At 62.0% G+C, this 15,307-nt stretch carries 13 protein-coding genes; 5 read left to right on the top strand and 8 right to left on the bottom strand.

The window, feature by feature from the left end; genetic code table 11:
• Window positions 1-8: 8 nt before the first annotated feature.
• Window positions 9-707 (bottom strand): L-ribulose-5-phosphate 4-epimerase, encoded by a 699-nt coding sequence (locus tag AB5Y90_RS17115; RefSeq protein WP_107682778.1) that lies wholly within the window; start codon window positions 705-707, stop codon window positions 9-11.
• Window positions 704-2,395: a ribulokinase gene (locus tag AB5Y90_RS17110; RefSeq protein WP_307896230.1), complete on the bottom strand. Its 1,692-nt coding sequence runs from the start codon at window positions 2,393-2,395 to the stop codon at window positions 704-706. Before AB5Y90_RS17110 ends, AB5Y90_RS17115 begins: the two co-directional genes overlap by 4 nt.
• 361 nt (window positions 2,396-2,756) lie before the next feature.
• On the opposite strand from AB5Y90_RS17110, the gene AB5Y90_RS17105 reads away from it, so the two are divergent.
• The 4 genes from AB5Y90_RS17105 (at window position 2,757) to araC (ending at window position 7,418) form a co-directional block, all read left to right on the top strand.
• The gene (locus AB5Y90_RS17105) at window positions 2,757-3,740 is read left to right on the top strand and encodes an arabinose ABC transporter substrate-binding protein (RefSeq protein ID WP_107682776.1); all 984 of its coding nucleotides are present in this window, start codon (window positions 2,757-2,759) and stop codon (window positions 3,738-3,740) included.
• A 72-nt stretch (window positions 3,741-3,812) separates the two neighbouring features.
• Window positions 3,813-5,312, top strand: coding sequence for an L-arabinose ABC transporter ATP-binding protein AraG (araG, locus tag AB5Y90_RS17100; RefSeq protein WP_307896231.1), 1,500 nt, complete (start codon window positions 3,813-3,815; stop codon window positions 5,310-5,312).
• Between the two features lie 48 nt (window positions 5,313-5,360).
• Window positions 5,361-6,362, top strand: coding sequence for an L-arabinose ABC transporter permease AraH (gene araH / locus AB5Y90_RS17095; protein ID WP_107682774.1), 1,002 nt, complete (start codon window positions 5,361-5,363; stop codon window positions 6,360-6,362).
• 144 nt (window positions 6,363-6,506) lie between these two features.
• Window positions 6,507-7,418, top strand: coding sequence for an arabinose operon transcriptional regulator AraC (gene araC / locus AB5Y90_RS17090; RefSeq protein WP_042081551.1), 912 nt, complete (start codon window positions 6,507-6,509; stop codon window positions 7,416-7,418).
• A 128-nt stretch (window positions 7,419-7,546) separates the two neighbouring features.
• Here the strand turns inward: araC and AB5Y90_RS17085 are convergent, their stop codons facing one another.
• Genes AB5Y90_RS17085 through AB5Y90_RS17075 form a run of 3 tightly spaced genes read right to left on the bottom strand, consistent with a single transcriptional unit; the run spans window position 7,547 to window position 11,026 of the window.
• Window positions 7,547-8,116: a membrane integrity-associated transporter subunit PqiC gene (locus AB5Y90_RS17085; protein WP_139707456.1), complete on the bottom strand. Its 570-nt coding sequence runs from the start codon at window positions 8,114-8,116 to the stop codon at window positions 7,547-7,549.
• Entirely contained in the window at window positions 8,113-9,762 is a 1,650-nt protein-coding gene (gene pqiB / locus AB5Y90_RS17080; protein ID WP_005335774.1) for an intermembrane transport protein PqiB, read from the bottom strand. Before pqiB ends, AB5Y90_RS17085 begins: the two co-directional genes overlap by 4 nt.
• The gene (locus AB5Y90_RS17075) at window positions 9,755-11,026 is read right to left on the bottom strand and encodes a paraquat-inducible protein A (protein ID WP_307896232.1); all 1,272 of its coding nucleotides are present in this window, start codon (window positions 11,024-11,026) and stop codon (window positions 9,755-9,757) included. The genes pqiB and AB5Y90_RS17075 overlap by 8 nt, the downstream gene beginning before the upstream one ends.
• Before the next feature lie 176 nt (window positions 11,027-11,202).
• On the opposite strand from AB5Y90_RS17075, the gene hfq reads away from it, so the two are divergent.
• Window positions 11,203-11,562 (top strand): RNA chaperone Hfq, encoded by a 360-nt coding sequence (gene hfq, locus AB5Y90_RS17070; RefSeq protein ID WP_005335772.1) that lies wholly within the window; start codon window positions 11,203-11,205, stop codon window positions 11,560-11,562.
• A 133-nt stretch (window positions 11,563-11,695) separates the two neighbouring features.
• On the opposite strand, the gene AB5Y90_RS17065 is transcribed toward hfq, so the two are convergent.
• The 3 genes from AB5Y90_RS17065 to AB5Y90_RS17055 all read right to left on the bottom strand — a co-directional run bounded on the left by AB5Y90_RS17065 (window position 11,696) and on the right by AB5Y90_RS17055 (window position 15,100).
• Window positions 11,696-12,286 (bottom strand): HAD family phosphatase, encoded by a 591-nt coding sequence (locus AB5Y90_RS17065; protein ID WP_040066974.1) that lies wholly within the window; start codon window positions 12,284-12,286, stop codon window positions 11,696-11,698.
• Between the two features lie 65 nt (window positions 12,287-12,351).
• Window positions 12,352-13,455, bottom strand: coding sequence for an EAL and HDOD domain-containing protein (locus AB5Y90_RS17060; protein WP_064335439.1), 1,104 nt, complete (start codon window positions 13,453-13,455; stop codon window positions 12,352-12,354).
• Between the two features lie 4 nt (window positions 13,456-13,459).
• Complete coding sequence (locus tag AB5Y90_RS17055; RefSeq protein WP_307896233.1) at window positions 13,460-15,100, bottom strand: sensor domain-containing diguanylate cyclase; 1,641 nt, start codon at window positions 15,098-15,100, stop codon at window positions 13,460-13,462.
• Between the last annotated feature and the right edge of the window lie 207 nt (window positions 15,101-15,307).

Genomic DNA, 15,307 nt, shown 5'->3' with positions numbered 1-15,307 from the left:
TCCTCTGTTTATGCTTTTGTCTGGCCGTAATAGGCGTGCTTGCCATGCTTGCGCTGGTAGTGCTTCTCCAGCAGGTAATCGGGCAGGGGGCGTGCCCCCGGGTTTATCTGGCCGGTGAGCCAGGCCATGCGCGCCACCTCCTCCAGCACCACGGCGTTGTGCACCGCGTCTTCGGCACTCTTGCCCCAGCTGAAGGGGCCGTGGTTGGCCACCAGCACCCCCGGCATGGTGAGAATGGGGGTCTGCTTGAGGGTCTCGACGATGAGGTGACCGGTCAGCCCTTCGTAGTCCTCCTCCACTTCGCCCGGGGTGAGCAGGCGCGAGCAGGGGATCTCGCCGTGAAAGTAGTCGGCCTGGGTGGTGCCGAAAATGGGAATAGGGCGCCCCGCCTGGGCCCAGGCGGTGGCATGGGTGGAGTGGGTGTGCACCACGCCGCCAAGCTCCGGATAGGCGCGATAGAGCACCAGGTGGGTGGCGGTGTCGGAGGAGGGGCGCAAGGCACCTTCCACCTGCTTGCCAGCCAGATCCAGCACTACCATGTCTTCGAGCAGCATCCGCTCATAACTGACGCCGCTTGGCTTTATCACCACCAGATTGCGCTCTCGGTCGATGCCGCTCACGTTGCCCCAGGTGAAGGTCACCAGCTCGTGGCGCGGCAGATCCAGGTTGGCGACGAGCACCTGCTCCTTGAGCATCTTGAGGTTCATGCCGGTACCCCCCAGTTGTAGAGCGGCTCGGCGGCGGCGCCCCAGGCGAGGTAGCGCTGGTAGAGGCGCTCATATTCGGCAACCCGCTCAGGGTCAGGCTGGTGGGTGCGTTCCACGGCGCTCGCCATGTGGTGCTGGGCCTTGGCCACATCGGCGTGGATCCCGGCCGCCACGGCGGCAAAGATGGCCGCCCCCAGGGCGCAGCATTGATCCGAGGCCACCACCTGGATGGGCCTGTTCATCACGTCGGCGCAGGTCTGCATCACGGTGGCCGACTTGCGGGCGATGCCGCCGAGGGCGATCACCTGCTCCACCGGCACCTGCTGACTGGTCATGCACTCCATGATGCTGCGGGCCCCGAAGGCGGTGGAGGCCACCAGGGCACCGAACAGATCGGGCGCATCGGTGCCGAGGTTGAGCCCGGTGACGGTGCCCTGCAGGCGCTGGTTGGCATAAGGGGTACGGCGACCGTTGAACCAGTCGAGCACCACCGGCAGGTGGGCCAGATCGCGCTGTTGCTCCCAGGCGGCGGCGAGGCTTGGCAGCAGCTCCCGCTTGTGGGCCTCGATGGCGGTGCGCAGCTCCGGATAATGGGCGGCGAGGCTCTCCAGTGGCCAGCCGAGCTGGCGCTGATACCAGGCATAGATGTCGCCGAACGCCGATTGTCCCGCCTCCAGCCCCACCATGCCCGGCACCACGCTGCCGTCCACCTGGCCGCAGATCCCGGCAATGGCGCGATCACCGATGGTGGCTTCGTCGGCGATCAGGATGTCGCAGGTGGAGGTACCGATCACCTTGACCAGCGCATTGTTGCCGGCCCCGGCCCCCACCGCGCCCATGTGGCAGTCAAAGGCGCCGCCGGCGATCACCACCTCGCAGGAGAGGTGCAGTCGCTCCGCCCACTCGGGGGTCAGGGTGCCGACCGGCAGATCGGCGGTCCAGCTGTCGGTAAAGAGCGGGGTGTCGAGATCCTCGGTCAACAGCGGATCCAGCGCGTTGAGAAACTCGGCGGGGGGCAGGCCGCCCCAGCTCGGGTGCCAGAGGGACTTGTGGCCGGCGGAGCAGCGTCCGCGCCGGATGTCGGCCGGGGCCTGGGTGCCGCTCAGGATGGCGGGGACCCAGTCGCACAGTTCGACCCAGTTGCAGGCGGCGGCGCGCACCGCTGCGTCACTGCGGGAGACGTGCAGGATCTTGGCCCAGAACCACTCGGAGGAGTAGACCCCGCCGATGTAGCGGCTGTAGTCGGGGAACTGGCCGCCGTGGCACAGGGCGGTGATGGCCTCGGCCTCCTCGATGGCGGTGTGATCCTTCCACAGCACGAACATGGCGTTGGGGTTGTCTGCAAACTCCGGGCGCAGGGCCAGCACACGCCCTTCCTTGTCGATGGGGGCTGGCGTGGAGCCGGTGCTATCCACCCCGATGCCGCGCACGGCGGCGCGCTGACTCGGGGTGAGCTGGCTCACCACCGCCACCACTGCCTGCTCCATGGACTCCAGATAGTCGAGGGGGTGGTGGCGAAACTGGTTGGTGACTGGCTGGCAGTAACGACCGGCCTGCCAGCGCGGGTAATAGACGACCTGGGTTGCCAGCTCGGCGCCGTCGTGGCAGCGCACGGCGAGTGCCCTGACCGAATCGCTGCCGAAATCGAGTCCGATGGTGATCTGCTCGGACCTGGGGTGCTCAGACATAAGTGCTCCTGACCATCAATGAGGGGTGACTGGTGAGGAACCATAGGAGATGGACCGGACGGGCGGTTAGCCATTGGCTGCTAGAAATATGGATTTAAACGCTATGCCGGCAAGAGGGTGACGGCCATCGAAGATCCGCTATGTGATTATTTTGCTGAAAACATAGACAAAACGGCTGCAATTTCATGGCGTGATCCTGCTCTCCATTTTTCCATGTGAAAACGATTACAACTTGGTTCGCTCAACTAGCAACAACAATAACGTCCTGTTTAAGCATGTTTTTATATGGCTGCGACTTGATTGACTCAACCAGCAGCACTGCGTGGATACATGGATTGATAGAACACCTGGAGACACTCGCATGAACAAAATCGTTAACAGCATGATCGCAATGGGGTTTGCCCTTGGTATGGCAAATTCTGCTTTCTCGGCCGAGGCGCTGAAGCTGGGTTATCTGGTCAAGCAACCGGAGGAGCCCTGGTTCCAGACCGAATGGAACTTCGCCGACAAGGCGGGCAAGGATCTCGGCTTCGAGGTGATCAAGATAGCCGTCCCCGATGGCGAGAAGACCCTCAATGCCATCGACAGCCTGGCAGCCAACGGCGCCAAGGGCTTCGTCATCTGCACCCCTGATCCCAAACTCGGGGCCGCCATCATGGCCAAGGCCAACAGCATGGATCTGAAGGTCATCACGGTGGACGACCAGTTCGTCAATGCCAAGGGGCAGCCCATGGAGCAGGTGCCGCTGGTGATGATGGCCGCCACCAAGATTGGTGAACGCCAGGGCCAGGAGCTCTACAAGGAGATGCAAAAACGCCAGTGGGATGTGAAGGCGACCGGGGTGCTCGCCATCACCGCCGACGAGCTCGACACCGCCCGTCGCCGGGTCGAAGGCTCCTTGAGCGCGCTCAAGGCCGCCGGTTTCCCCGAGGGGCAGATCTACCGCTCGCCGACCAAGGCCAACGACATTCCGGGGGCGCTGGATGCCGCCAACTCCATGCTGGTGCAGCATCCCGAGGTGAAGAACTGGCTCATCGTCGGCATGAATGACAACACAGTGCTCGGCGGCGTACGTGCCACCGAAGGGCAGGGCTTCAAGGCCGAGAACGTCATCGGCATCGGTATCAACGGGGTGGATGCGGTGAACGAGCTCTCCAAGTCCAGTGCCACCGGCTTCCTCGGCTCCCTGCTACCAAGCCCGGACGTGCACGGCTACAAGAGCATCCAGATGCTGCATGACTGGGTGATCAACGGCGCCGAACCGGCCAAGTTCACCGAGGTGACCGACGTGGTGCTCATCACCCGCGACAACTTCAAGGTCGAGCTGCAGAAGAAAGGTCTGTGATTGACGCCATCTAAACCCTGACACCGAGACCGGCATGGCGCAGTGCGCCATGCCGGTCGGCTGGAGTGAAACATGAATCAGTCAGTTCCTTATCTGGAGTTTTGCGGCATCAGCAAGGAGTTTCCCGGCGTCAAGGCGCTGAAGAACGTCTCCTTCTGCTGCCAGCAGGGCACGGTGCACGCGCTGATGGGGGAGAACGGCGCGGGCAAATCCACCCTGCTCAAGATCCTGAGCGGTTTTCAGTCGCCCACCACCGGGGTGGTGAAGCTGGCCGGCCAGGAGCGGGTCTTTCAGAGCACGGTCGATGCGCTGGAGTGCGGGATCGCCATCATCTATCAGGAGTTGCACCTGGTGCCCGAGATGACGGTGGCCGAGAACATCTACCTCGGTCAGCTGCCGACCCGGCACGGCGTCATCGATCGGGAGAAGCTCTATCAGGATGCGGCCAGGCAGCTGGCGCGCCTCGGCATGGACGTCTCCCCCGAGACGCCACTAAAGTATCTGTCGCTGGGGCAGTGGCAGATGGTGGAGATCGCCAAGGCGCTGACCCGGGATGCCAGCGTCATCGCCTTCGACGAGCCGACCAGCAGCCTATCGTCCCGCGAGATCGAGCAGCTGTTTCGGGTCATCCGTCAGCTGCGTGACGAGGGCAAGGTCATTCTCTACGTCTCCCACCGCATGGACGAGATCTTCGCCCTGTGCGACGCCATCACGGTCTTCAAGGACGGCCAGTTCGTACGCACCTTCGGCTCCATGGCCGAGGTGGACCGGGATCTGCTGGTCAAGACCATGGTGGGGCGCGAGCTGACCGACATCTATGGCTACAGCCCAAGGCCGCTCGGCGAGGCTGGCCTCAAGGTAGATAACGTGATGGGGCCTGGGCTCAAGGCGCCGGTATCGTTCGAGGTCAAGCGCGGGGAGATCCTCGGCATCTTCGGGCTGGTGGGGGCCGGGCGCAGCGAGCTGATGAAGCTCATCTTCGGCGCCGACAAGATGCACAGTGGCGAGATAGCGGTGTTTGGCAAGCCGGTGGTCATCGGCAGCCCCATCGATGCCATTCGCAGCGGCATCATGCTCTGTACCGAAGATCGCAAGGCGCTTGGCATCATCCCCATCCACTCGGTGCAGGAGAACATCAACATCAGTGCCCGCCGTCACCATGCGTGGGGGGGCTTCTGGATCAACCAGCGGTGGGAAGACGAGAACGCGAGGCTGCGGATCCGCGACATGCGGGTCAAGACCCCGTCTCCCCAGCAGGCCATCATGAACCTCTCCGGCGGCAACCAGCAGAAGGCCATTCTGGGGCGCTGGCTCTCCGAGGACATGAAGGTCATCTTGCTCGACGAGCCGACCCGCGGCATCGACGTCGGGGCAAAGAACGAGATTTACAACGTGATTTACGATCTGGCCAAGGTGGGCATCGCCGTGGTGGTGGTATCAAGCGAGCTGCCGGAAGTGCTGGGCATCGCGGACCGGATCATGGTCATGCGGGAGGGGGAGATCGCTGGCGAGCTCTCCCACGATGAGGCCAACGAGGTCAAGGCGCTCAATCTGGCCATGCCGGCCCGTTGATCTGCTGACCGCAACGAGATAGCACCCGGAATTTTCAGGAGAAATACCATGACAACTACTACCTCAGTCGGCCAGGCCGCCAGCGCCGCGGCAGCCAGCGGCTCCCGCCTGCAACTGGCCCGCGTCTGGGATCAATACGGCATGCTGGTGATCTTCGCCATCCTGTTCCTGCTGGCCTGCGTGCTGGTGCCCAACTTTGCCAGCCTGATCAACATGCGCGGGCTCGGGCTCGCCGTCTCCATGTCGGGCATGGTGGCGTGCGGCATGCTGTTCTGCCTCGCCTCCGGCGAGTTCGACATGTCGGTCGGCTCAGTGGTGGCCTGCTCCGGCGTCGCTTGCGCGGTCGGCATCAACGCCACCGAGAGCATCACGGTCGGCATCCTGGCCGGCATGTCGGTGGGAGTGCTGTTTGGCCTCATCAACGGCATCGTGGTGGCCAAATTCAAGATCAACGCCCTCATCACCACCCTCGCCACCATGCAGATGGCGCGCGGGGTGGGCTACATCATCTCCGACGGCAAGGCGGTCGGCATCGTCGAGGAGCGTTTCTTCGAGCTCGGCAACTCCGCCCTGCTCGGCATCCCGACCCCGGTCTGGCTGACCGCCGTCTGCTTCGTGCTGTTTGGCCTGCTGCTCAACAAGACCACCTTCGGCCGCAACACCCTGGCCATGGGGGGTAATGAGGAGGCGGCGCGCCTGGCCGGGGTCAACGTGGTGCGTACCAAGATCATCATCTTCACCATGACCGGGCTGATTGCCTCCATCGCTGGCATCATACTCTCCTCGCGCATGACCTCGGGTCAGCCGATGACCTCCATCGGCTTCGAGCTGGTGGTGATCTCCGCCTGCGTGCTGGGGGGCGTCTCCATGAAGGGGGGGATCGGCAAGATCTCCTACATCATCGCCGGGGTGCTGATCCTGGGGCTGATGGAGAACGCCATGAACCTGCTCAACATCTCCCCCTTCGCCCAGTACGTAGTGCGTGGCCTCATCCTGCTCGCCGCCGTGCTGTTCGACCGCTACAAGCAGGTACGCAAGGCGCGCATCTGATCCCTGTCCAACCATGCAGGCCCGCGCGCAGCGGGCCTGTTGAGGGTTACCCTATGGCGCACGAAACATCCCGTTGTGAGCCAGTTCACCAATTTCACACGGCGCCGAGCGTCAGATAGCGCGTTTCCAAGGTGAGTCTTTACAATGGCCCAAGCCGATTTTTTTACCCAAGCGCTGTTTTCCGCCATGTCCTCGATGCAAAAAGAGAAGCCGAAACAACTCAACCCCCTGCTGCCGGGCTATGCCTTCGACGTCTTCCTGGTCTCGGGCATGACCCCCATCGAGCAGGGGAGTGCGCTCGACTTCATCATCGACCGGCCCCTGGGGATGAAGGGCTTCATCGTCAATCTGACCATCAGGGGCAAGGGGCTGATCTTTCAGGGGGAGCAGGCCTTCACCGTGGAGCCCGGCGACCTGCTGTTGTTTCCGCCGGCGGCGGTGCATTATTACGGCCGGGCGCCGGATGCGCGGGAGTGGTATCACCGCTGGGTCTATTTCCGGCCGCGGGCCTACTGGGCTGATTGGCTCAAGTGGCCGCAGGTCACTGAGCGGGTGGGGCGCCTGCAACTAGCGGACGCCGCCTTGCTCGCCGAGTTCGACGCCCTGTTCCTCGACATCGAAGAGACCCATCAGCAGCTGCGCCCCATGTCGGAACAGCTGGCCATGAACCTGCTAGAGCGGCTGCTTATTCGCTGCTATGAAGCCTCCTCCCTAAGTGCCTACCCCACCATAGATCACCGGGTGCACCAGGCGTGCCAGATCCTGAGCGAGTCGCTCTGCGCCGAGATCTCGGTGGAGGCGCTGGCCGAGCAGGTGTTTTTGTCCCCGTCACGGCTGGCCCACCTGTTTCGCGAGCAGGTGGGGGTGAGCATAGTGCGCTGGCGCGAGGATCAGCGGATCATGCGGGCCAAGCTGCTGCTGCAGACCACGCCGCTGTCGGTGGCCACCATAGGCCAGCAAGTGGGCTATGACGATCAGCTCTACTTCTCGCGGGTGTTCAAAAAACGGGTGGGGGTCAGTCCCTCGGAATATCGGAAATGTGCTACTCCACTATGACATCAGATTTCAGCTAGCTTGCGAAGATTCAAAAAATAGACTCAACACTCTCTTTCACGGGGTGGCTGCAATGTGAAACGACGCCAGCTGGCGTCGTTTTTTTATCTCTGCAATCGGCTGATGGCCGATTAGCGGGCGCTCTGGCGCACCTCGGCGGCGATCTGGTCGAGCAGCTGTTGCCAGCCCTGACCCAGCTCGTTCACCAGCGCGTTATAGCCATCGGCCGGCAATACCCGCTCCTGACGGAAGGGGGCATCGCGCAGCACGGTGCCATCTTCCGCCAGCAGGCGCCAGCGGCCGCTCAGCACGGCGCTGCCGTCATGACGGCCCTGAAAGCGCTCCACCAGAATGGTCAGCACCGGCCCCTTGCGGGCGCCATCCTGCCGTACCACCCAGCCCGGCAGGCGGGTGGAGAGGCCATTGAGGGTGAGCTGGTTGAGCTGATCGTCCAGCGCACCGGCCCAGCGATGGTACTCGGTGAAGTGGAGCTCTTGCCCTTCCAGCTGATAGACCAGGCTGATCCGGTCGAGCTGGCTGGCCAGCGCCACCGGGCGCAGCACCAACTGGTGCTGCGGTTGGGCCGGGGCAGTCACGGGTTGCTGACTATCGGCATCGAGCGAGTAGTAGTGCAGGCTTGGTTGGCTGCTGCAACCCGCCAGCAGGCCCAGCAGGGCCAGCGTCAGGATCTCTTTTTTCATTGTTTGCCTCGCTTGGGCTCAGGGTCCGATGGATGCGCGCGATCGAAGATCAGCGAGCTGGGCTGCTCGTTGAGGGAGTGCACCAGCGGCTGCAGTTCGCGCATCAACTGATTGAGGGTCTGCACCGACTGACGCAGATCCTGATTGGTCTGCGACTGGGCATCATAGGCCTGCAAGGTCTCCTGCAACTGCTTGAGGCTCTCGTTGAGCGAGGCGGGCAGCTGCTGGGTAGAATCCTTGGCGGTGAGCTTGTTCAGGTTGGCGCTGACTGCACTGATGTTCTTCAGGGTGCCATCCAGGGTGGTGAGTGACCCGTTGACCTTGGTCAGGGTGGTCGCCATGTCCATGTCGACAAACTTGTCGAGGATGAGGTTCACCTTGCGCTCGATCTGATCCAGCCCGCCCTGCACGGTGGGGAAGACCTGATAACCGGCCAGCTTGGCCTGTTCGAAACGTGGCGCGTCCGGATAGAAGTTGAGGTCGATGATCTTGCCGCCAGTCAGCAGGCTCGAGGTCTTGAGGCTGGCACGCAACCCCTCCTTGAACTGCTTGCCGAACAGGGCACGCCACTGATCCTTCTCCGCCTTGGCATAGCGGTGGGAGAGGCGCTGCACCTCGATGCGAGCCAGCACCGGGATCTGGCGGCTCTTGAAGATTTGCACGCCCTTGTCCTCGATGAGGTAGGGGGCGGAGATGACGGTACCGACCCGAATGCCGCGATACTGCACCGCTGCGCCCGGGTGCAGGCCACCCACGTTGTCATCGAACAGGAAGACGTAGTCGATGAACTGATCCAGACTACCGGCCAGCACGCTCGCCTCATCCTGGAACAGGGTGAACCCTTCCATCTGTTTGACCGGTTCGCCAGGCGCCCAGCCGGGTGGCAGACCCATGGTAATGCCGCCATCGATCAGGCTCTCCAGCGAATCCATCTTCACCTTCATCCCCTCGCTGCTCATGGAGACCTCGAAGCCCGGGGTCATCCAGAAGCGGGAGTTGCTGCTCACCAGAATGTCATAGGGGGCGTGGATGAAGATTTGATACTGCATCTCGCTCTTTTCCGGCAGGAACTTCGCCTCTTCCACCTGACCTATGGTGAAGCCCTGATAGTTGATGGGGGAGCCTTCTCCCAGCGCGCGGGTGTCGCGACTGCTGAGGGTGAGACGCAGCCCCTTGGCATCGAGGGAGGCGAGCGGCGGTTTGTCGAGCATGGCGTATTCGTCCCGCGCCCGACCTTTCTTGCCGGGGGCGAGCTCGATATAGGCGCCGGAGAGCAGGGTGCTCAGACCCGATACCCCTTCACGGCCCACTCTGGGCTTGACCACCCAGAACTGGCTGTCACCGCGCAGCATGCCGGAGGCGGCATTGGTCAGCCGTCCTTTCAGCACGGCATGGCTATAGTCATCGCTCAGCTCGACGGCCTCGATACGGCCGACGTCCACTTCGCGGGAGCGGATCACCGTCTTGCCAGCGACTATGCCCTCGGCAGTGGCGACTGTCAGGGTGAAACTGGGGCCCTGGGAGTACCAGTGCTGGAACAGCATCCAGAGACCGATGAACAGCGCCAGCAGGGGCACCATCCAGATTGCGGCGGCAGAGCTCAGAAAGTCAGAGCCCGGTTTCCACCTTTTTTTACGCTCACTCACGTTCGCGTTCTCCTTGTTGTAAATCCCAGATCAGGCGGGAGTCGAAACTCATGGCGGCGACCATGGTGATCAGCACCACACCTGCAAATGCGACGGCCGCAGGGCCGGGATAGATGGTCATCAGATTGTCGAGCCGGATCAGGCCCGCCAGAATGGCCACCACGAAGACGTCGATCATCGACCAGCGTCCGACAAATTCGGTCATGCGATAGAGTTTGAGCTTGCCGAGGGGGGAGGTGACATTGCCGCGCTGCACCATATAGCAAAGCCAGAATAGCGCCAGTATTTTCACCAGCGGCACCACCACGCTGGCGAAAAAAATCACCGCCGCTATGGGGTAGGAGCCCATGGCCCAGAGCAGCACCACACCGCCGAGGATGGTGGAGGGGCTGTCATCACCGAGAAACACCGTATCCATGATGGGATAGACGTTGGCCGGAATGTAGAGAATGGCGGAGGTAAACAGCAGCGCCCAGGTGCGGTTCAGGCCGCCCGGCTTGCGCGCATGCAGCTTGCCGCCGCAGCGGGAGCAACTGTGGCTGCCCACCTCGCTCAGAGCGCCACAGATGTGGCAGCCCACCAGACCTGATTCCAGCGCGCCCACTTCCGGGTCGATATCCCGCGCCTCGGACGGGCCGAACAGCCGCTGCCACAGCCACATCTGATCCAGTGAGGAGATCATCTTGATGAGCAGCACCGTGTAACCGACGAAAGCCCAGAATGACAGCCCCATCTTGATGTCGGCCATCCCCATCAGCTTGACCAGCGAGATGAGCACCCCCACCAGAAAGACATCCACCATCAGCCAGGGTTTGATCCGGCAGAGCAGACGGCCGAGGGAGCGCAGGGCATTGCTGTGCAGATCTTTATCGACCCGCCACAGCACCAGCATGATGGAGCCCATATAAACCAGCGGCAGGCCGATCAGGGTCAGGCTCAGTACCGCGCCGAGAAACAGATAGCCCTCATCCACCAGGGTGGTGATGCTCTGCAAAAAGGTCATCTCCTGGCCCACCCCTTTGGCCGAGAAGGACATAAAGGTAAAGGCATTGGCGAGCACGAACATGATGAGTGCCGCGAATCCGTAGGAGATCGGCCGCAACTCCTGCTGTGGCAGGTGGCGACTCAAGGTGTGTCCGCAACGGGGGCAGCAGCTGGCCTGTCCCACCTCGAGCGGTGTGGCCGGTATCAGCAGGTCACACTCTTCGCAGGCAGTGGCATCATGGACATAGGTGGTGTGGTGTTGGTGTGAAACCGGATGCAAGATAAAATCCCAGATAAGGCCCGTGGTAGAGCCAGAGCTGGCGATTATCGCAGTTGTGCTGGTCAGCGACCAGCCCCCGGAGGCCGCTATTGCTGGCGGGAGTGAGAATGACTTTGACAAGCCAGTGCCCATTTAGCACAATCAAACGCCACTTTTTTTCCGCGGGACAATAATTTATGACAACTGAATCCCCCAGCTACTCCACGATTGAGCAAGCCTTCTCCCTCGGGAACGGGCAAGATTCTGCCCTCAACTGGTTGCGCAAGAACCGCAGTCAGGTCGCTATTTTTCTGGTGAGCGGCATCAAGCTGGAAGGCACCATCAGCGGGTTCGACCAGTACAGCGTGCTGCTGACCGATGCTCATGGTAACCAGCAGCTGGTCTACAAGGCCAAGATCTCCACCATCGCCATGCACACCGGCCGTCCGCAGGTGAATATCCAGCGTGCTCGCAAGCCACGAGTCTCCATGGCGCCGCGCCCCCACGGTGCGCCGGGTCGTTATGACGACAATCAGGGCGGCGGCAACAACGAGTAATCGTCTGCCCCGCACTCCCCGTTGATGCGCCCTGCGTCAGCGGCTGACGGAACCTGCTCTCATTTTTCATTCATGTCCCGTATGAGAGCCGGTTCCGGTTATCGCCCCTTGCAGGGCGATATCTTTTTCCGCACTACGCTGTTATGCCGACCGGCTTGCCCTCTTTGACCATGCAGGTCTGCATACCCGCCGCTTCTCCGGCCTGTACCCCGATACCGGTATCTTCAAACACCAGACAGCCTGATGGCTCGACCCCCAGCTTGCTGGCGACCAGCAGGAAGGTGTCCGGATTGGGCTTGTGCAGCTCCACATCGTCTGCGGTGACCACCACGGAGAAGTAGCGATCCAGCCCGGTGTTGCGCAGCACCGCCTCGGCATTGACGCGGGGCGAGCCGGTGCCGATCCCCATCGGGATGACGCCATGATAGCGCTCGACCAGCGCCTGCATGGCCGGAAACACGGTCGCCTTGTGCAGGTTGGCCACATAGTGGGCGGTCTTGCAGCGGGTGACTTCGAGCGGATCGAGGGGGATCTGCTGCTCCTGTGCGACCAGCAGGGCTATCTTGCGGCTCGGCATGCCACCCAGCTCATAGAACCAGTCGGCGTCGAAGTGAAAGCCAAACTCGCGGGCAGTGTGTTCCCAGGCGGCGAGGTGCAGCGGCATGGAGTCGACCAGGGTGCCATCAAGGTCAAAGACCAGGCCTTGGAATCCGGAAAGCGTCATGGTGCGGGTCAGTCTCTGAAAAAAGGGAGCCCATTCTAGCCAGTGGCTCCCCGCCTCGCCATCACCTAGCTGGTGAGAAACGCTTGCCCCCACATTTGTGACTGAAAATAGACGGGGGTGAGCTGAGCCGGATCGAGTTGATATTTGGGGGCAAGCTGTTCCAGCAGGGCCCAGTTGCCCTGTTCATAGGTGCTGACCAGCTGAAACAGATGAAAGAGTGGCCCTTCGTGCAGTTCGATGGCGCGCTGCACGCTCTTGGGCAGGTGGGCCATCAACGGCTCAGACAGCAGAGAGCCATCGAGCACCAGTCCCACCAGAAAGGCCCAGCTTGCCTCCGCTTTACCGAGGGCGGTGAGGGCAATCAACTCGCAGAAGCGGCCGCGGGCGATGGCCATGCGGGTGCAGGCCTCCGGCATGTGCTGGCTTACCCGGGCCAGACCGTTGATCAACACGAACTTGCGGATCTCCTGCTCCCCCAGATAGGAGAGGGCGCGGGGTACCGAGGTTATGGGGGCGGCATGATCGAAGCCGGGGGCGTTGACGTAGGTGAGCAGCAGGCCGGGCAGCCAGGCATCCTGCTCCAGCAGGCGGGCTACCTGGGCGAAGGAGAACTCTTCGTGGCAGATGAGCTGGAGGATCTGCTGTACCAGCGCCATATCGGGCTGGTTGGCCCGCTGATTGACCAGCTCGGGACGGGCGAGAAAACCGCCGGCAAAGAAGTCGACCCCGGCCTCCCGCAGCGGGAGAAAATCCGCCCAGGTTTCGATGTTCAGCGCCATCCGCTTGTGCTCGGTGGGCTGGCAGATCCCCTCTTCCCCCATCCAGTACACCAGCAGGCGGCTGGCGCCGAGCCAGCGCGGATCCCGGTTAGCGCCATGTACCGCCAGTCTGCGCCGACTGTCGCGCCACTGCTCCAGCACCGGGAACGAGTTGGGCTGGCGTTCACTGGAGGCTTCAACCAGCGGGATCGCGTCCTGATCCAGCAGTAGTGGACGCTGTTCATCGAGCTGTTCGTGGGTGAAGGGCACCAGATATTGACGCCCCTGTGCCAGCAGGCGGCAATGTTGCGCCAGTGAAGGCCATTCGGCCGGTGAGCTGAGCTGATAGTCGATGCCGTAGGCCACCAGAGCCAGGCGACGATTGAAGATAGGGTAGCGACGCAACAGCATGGGATCACCGATAGGCCAGAGTGCGGGCCCTCCCTTGTGACTTGGCGTGGTAGAGCGCCTGGTCAGCCTGTTCGGTCAGGGTCTGCCATGCTCCGTCCTGGGAGGGAACCAGATAGCTAAAGCCTATGCTAACCGTAATGAAATCAGCAACCCGCGAGGCGGGATGGGGCATTTTCAAGCGGGCAAGACCATCGTGGATCCGCCCGGCCAGCTGTTCGGCCTCACCGGGTTGGGGGGCGCAGAGCAGAATGACGAACTCCTCCCCGCCGTAACGGGCGACCAGATTGGTGCAACGCCGCTCTGCATCCCGCAGCACATGGGCCACCTGTTGCAGGCAGAGATCCCCTTTGGCATGGCCGAAGTGGTCGTTGTAGGCCTTGAACTCGTCGACGTCGATCATCAATACCGCCAGCAGGTTCTGGGTGCGCCGTGCCCACTCCCACTCCCGCTGCATGGTGATGTCCCACTGGCGCCGGTTGGCGATGCCGGTGAGGGGATCTTCCAGCGACAGCAGGGAGAGGCGGTGATTTGCCTCCTCCAGCGCCCGGTTGGTCTCGGCCAGCTGCATGGTGCGCTCGGCGACCCGGGCCTCCAGCTGGCGGTTGAGGGTTTCCAACTGCTCCTGAGTACGCTGGCGGATCAGCAGTTGTGACAGAATGGCGGCGTACTGTTTGAAGATCTCGCTCTGATAGGCTTTGAGCGGACGGTGCCAGAGCAGGTTGTCAGCGGCGATCCAGCCGATGGGAGTGGTGCCATCCCATAGCGATACCATGGCGTTCCAGCCACGGCCCACCTGCTGCTTCTCGTAGTAGAGGGCGGTATCTTCCATCACCAGTACGTAATCCTTGCGCCTGAGCGCCTCTTGCACCGTCGGGTGATCCGGAATGGGGCTGATGAAGTTGTGTTCATCCATCAGCTCGCCCTCTTCGCTGGTGCCCCAGGTGCCACGCATGGTCTTGCCATCGGGTTCGATCAGGAAGATGGCGACCCGATCGAACTGCAGCTCCTTGCGGGCCAGCAGCACGGCATCCCGCAGCAGATCGTTCTCGCTGCGACTGCGGGAGAGGGTGACGCTGACCATGTGCAGCGCCTGCAACATGGTGAGGAAGGAGCCCTGCAGTGCCTGACTCTGTACCAGATCGGTCTGGGTATGGAGCCGCTGGTCCCGCTCCTGATTGACCTGGCTGGAGAGCAGGTGATTGCTGAGCTCGGCCGTCAGATAGTGAATAAGGAGCTGGATACCCTGACGCTGGTGGGAGGAGAGGCGGTCGATGCGGCGGCGGGTCTCCAGATAGATGACCCCTTCCAGTTTCATGTGACGCTTGAGAGGGAAACAGGCGCGTAACTGCGGCTGGGCGGGCTCCACATTTTCGCCGGGATCCGGCGGTGCTTGGAGCTGCTCGATCACCAGTTGTCCCTTCTCCATCGCCTTGTCGATCAGGTGGTGGGGCAGGGTCAGTTGACCGAGATGGGCGAGATCAAGCGTGGTCAGCCCGTGATCGAGCTGAAAACTGTAGAGCTGCGGTTCGGGGGCTTTCAGCCAGAGGCAGAGGCGTTCGGCATCGGTCTTTTCACGGATGGTGGCGAGGCTCACTTCGCATAACTGAGCGAAGTTGGTGAAGTGTTCCGGGTCCCATTCCTGCATACCAATATCCCTTGGATTGTACCCAAGCGAGTATAGATATATTTCTCCTTGATTAATATGTCAGAAAGGAGAGGTGGTGCACATAATGGTTGCTTTAAGCCATTCTGGTGGAGACATTCACTGCGTTCTCTGCCAATCGTGGCTAGAACTGTGTGCCATAACGGTATATATGGCAGCTTGTAGGGCGGGGTGTTGGGCAAAAAAAGA

Source organism: Aeromonas sp. R4-1, assembly GCF_040908325.1.
Taxonomy (GTDB): domain Bacteria; phylum Pseudomonadota; class Gammaproteobacteria; order Enterobacterales; family Aeromonadaceae; genus Aeromonas; species Aeromonas veronii.
This window is presented reverse-complemented; position numbering and strand designations above follow the sequence as displayed.

Bases quoted from the DNA above. Each gene is read 5' to 3' on its own strand.
- AB5Y90_RS17115 (WP_107682778.1), bottom strand. From the start codon at position 707: ATGAACCTCAAGATGCTCAAGGAGCAGGTGCTCGTCGCCAACCTGGAT.
- AB5Y90_RS17110 (WP_307896230.1), bottom strand. From the start codon at position 2,395: ATGTCTGAGCACCCCAGGTCCGAGCAGATCACCATCGGACTCGATTTC.
- AB5Y90_RS17105 (WP_107682776.1), top strand. From the start codon at position 2,757: ATGAACAAAATCGTTAACAGCATGATCGCAATGGGGTTTGCCCTTGGT.
- araG (WP_307896231.1), top strand. From the start codon at position 3,813: ATGAATCAGTCAGTTCCTTATCTGGAGTTTTGCGGCATCAGCAAGGAG.
- araH (WP_107682774.1), top strand. From the start codon at position 5,361: ATGACAACTACTACCTCAGTCGGCCAGGCCGCCAGCGCCGCGGCAGCC.
- araC (WP_042081551.1), top strand. From the start codon at position 6,507: ATGGCCCAAGCCGATTTTTTTACCCAAGCGCTGTTTTCCGCCATGTCC.
- AB5Y90_RS17085 (WP_139707456.1), bottom strand. From the start codon at position 8,116: ATGAAAAAAGAGATCCTGACGCTGGCCCTGCTGGGCCTGCTGGCGGGT.
- hfq (WP_005335772.1), top strand. From the start codon at position 11,203: ATGACAACTGAATCCCCCAGCTACTCCACGATTGAGCAAGCCTTCTCC.
- AB5Y90_RS17065 (WP_040066974.1), bottom strand. From the start codon at position 12,286: ATGACGCTTTCCGGATTCCAAGGCCTGGTCTTTGACCTTGATGGCACC.
- AB5Y90_RS17060 (WP_064335439.1), bottom strand. From the start codon at position 13,455: ATGCTGTTGCGTCGCTACCCTATCTTCAATCGTCGCCTGGCTCTGGTG.
- AB5Y90_RS17055 (WP_307896233.1), bottom strand. From the start codon at position 15,100: ATGCAGGAATGGGACCCGGAACACTTCACCAACTTCGCTCAGTTATGC.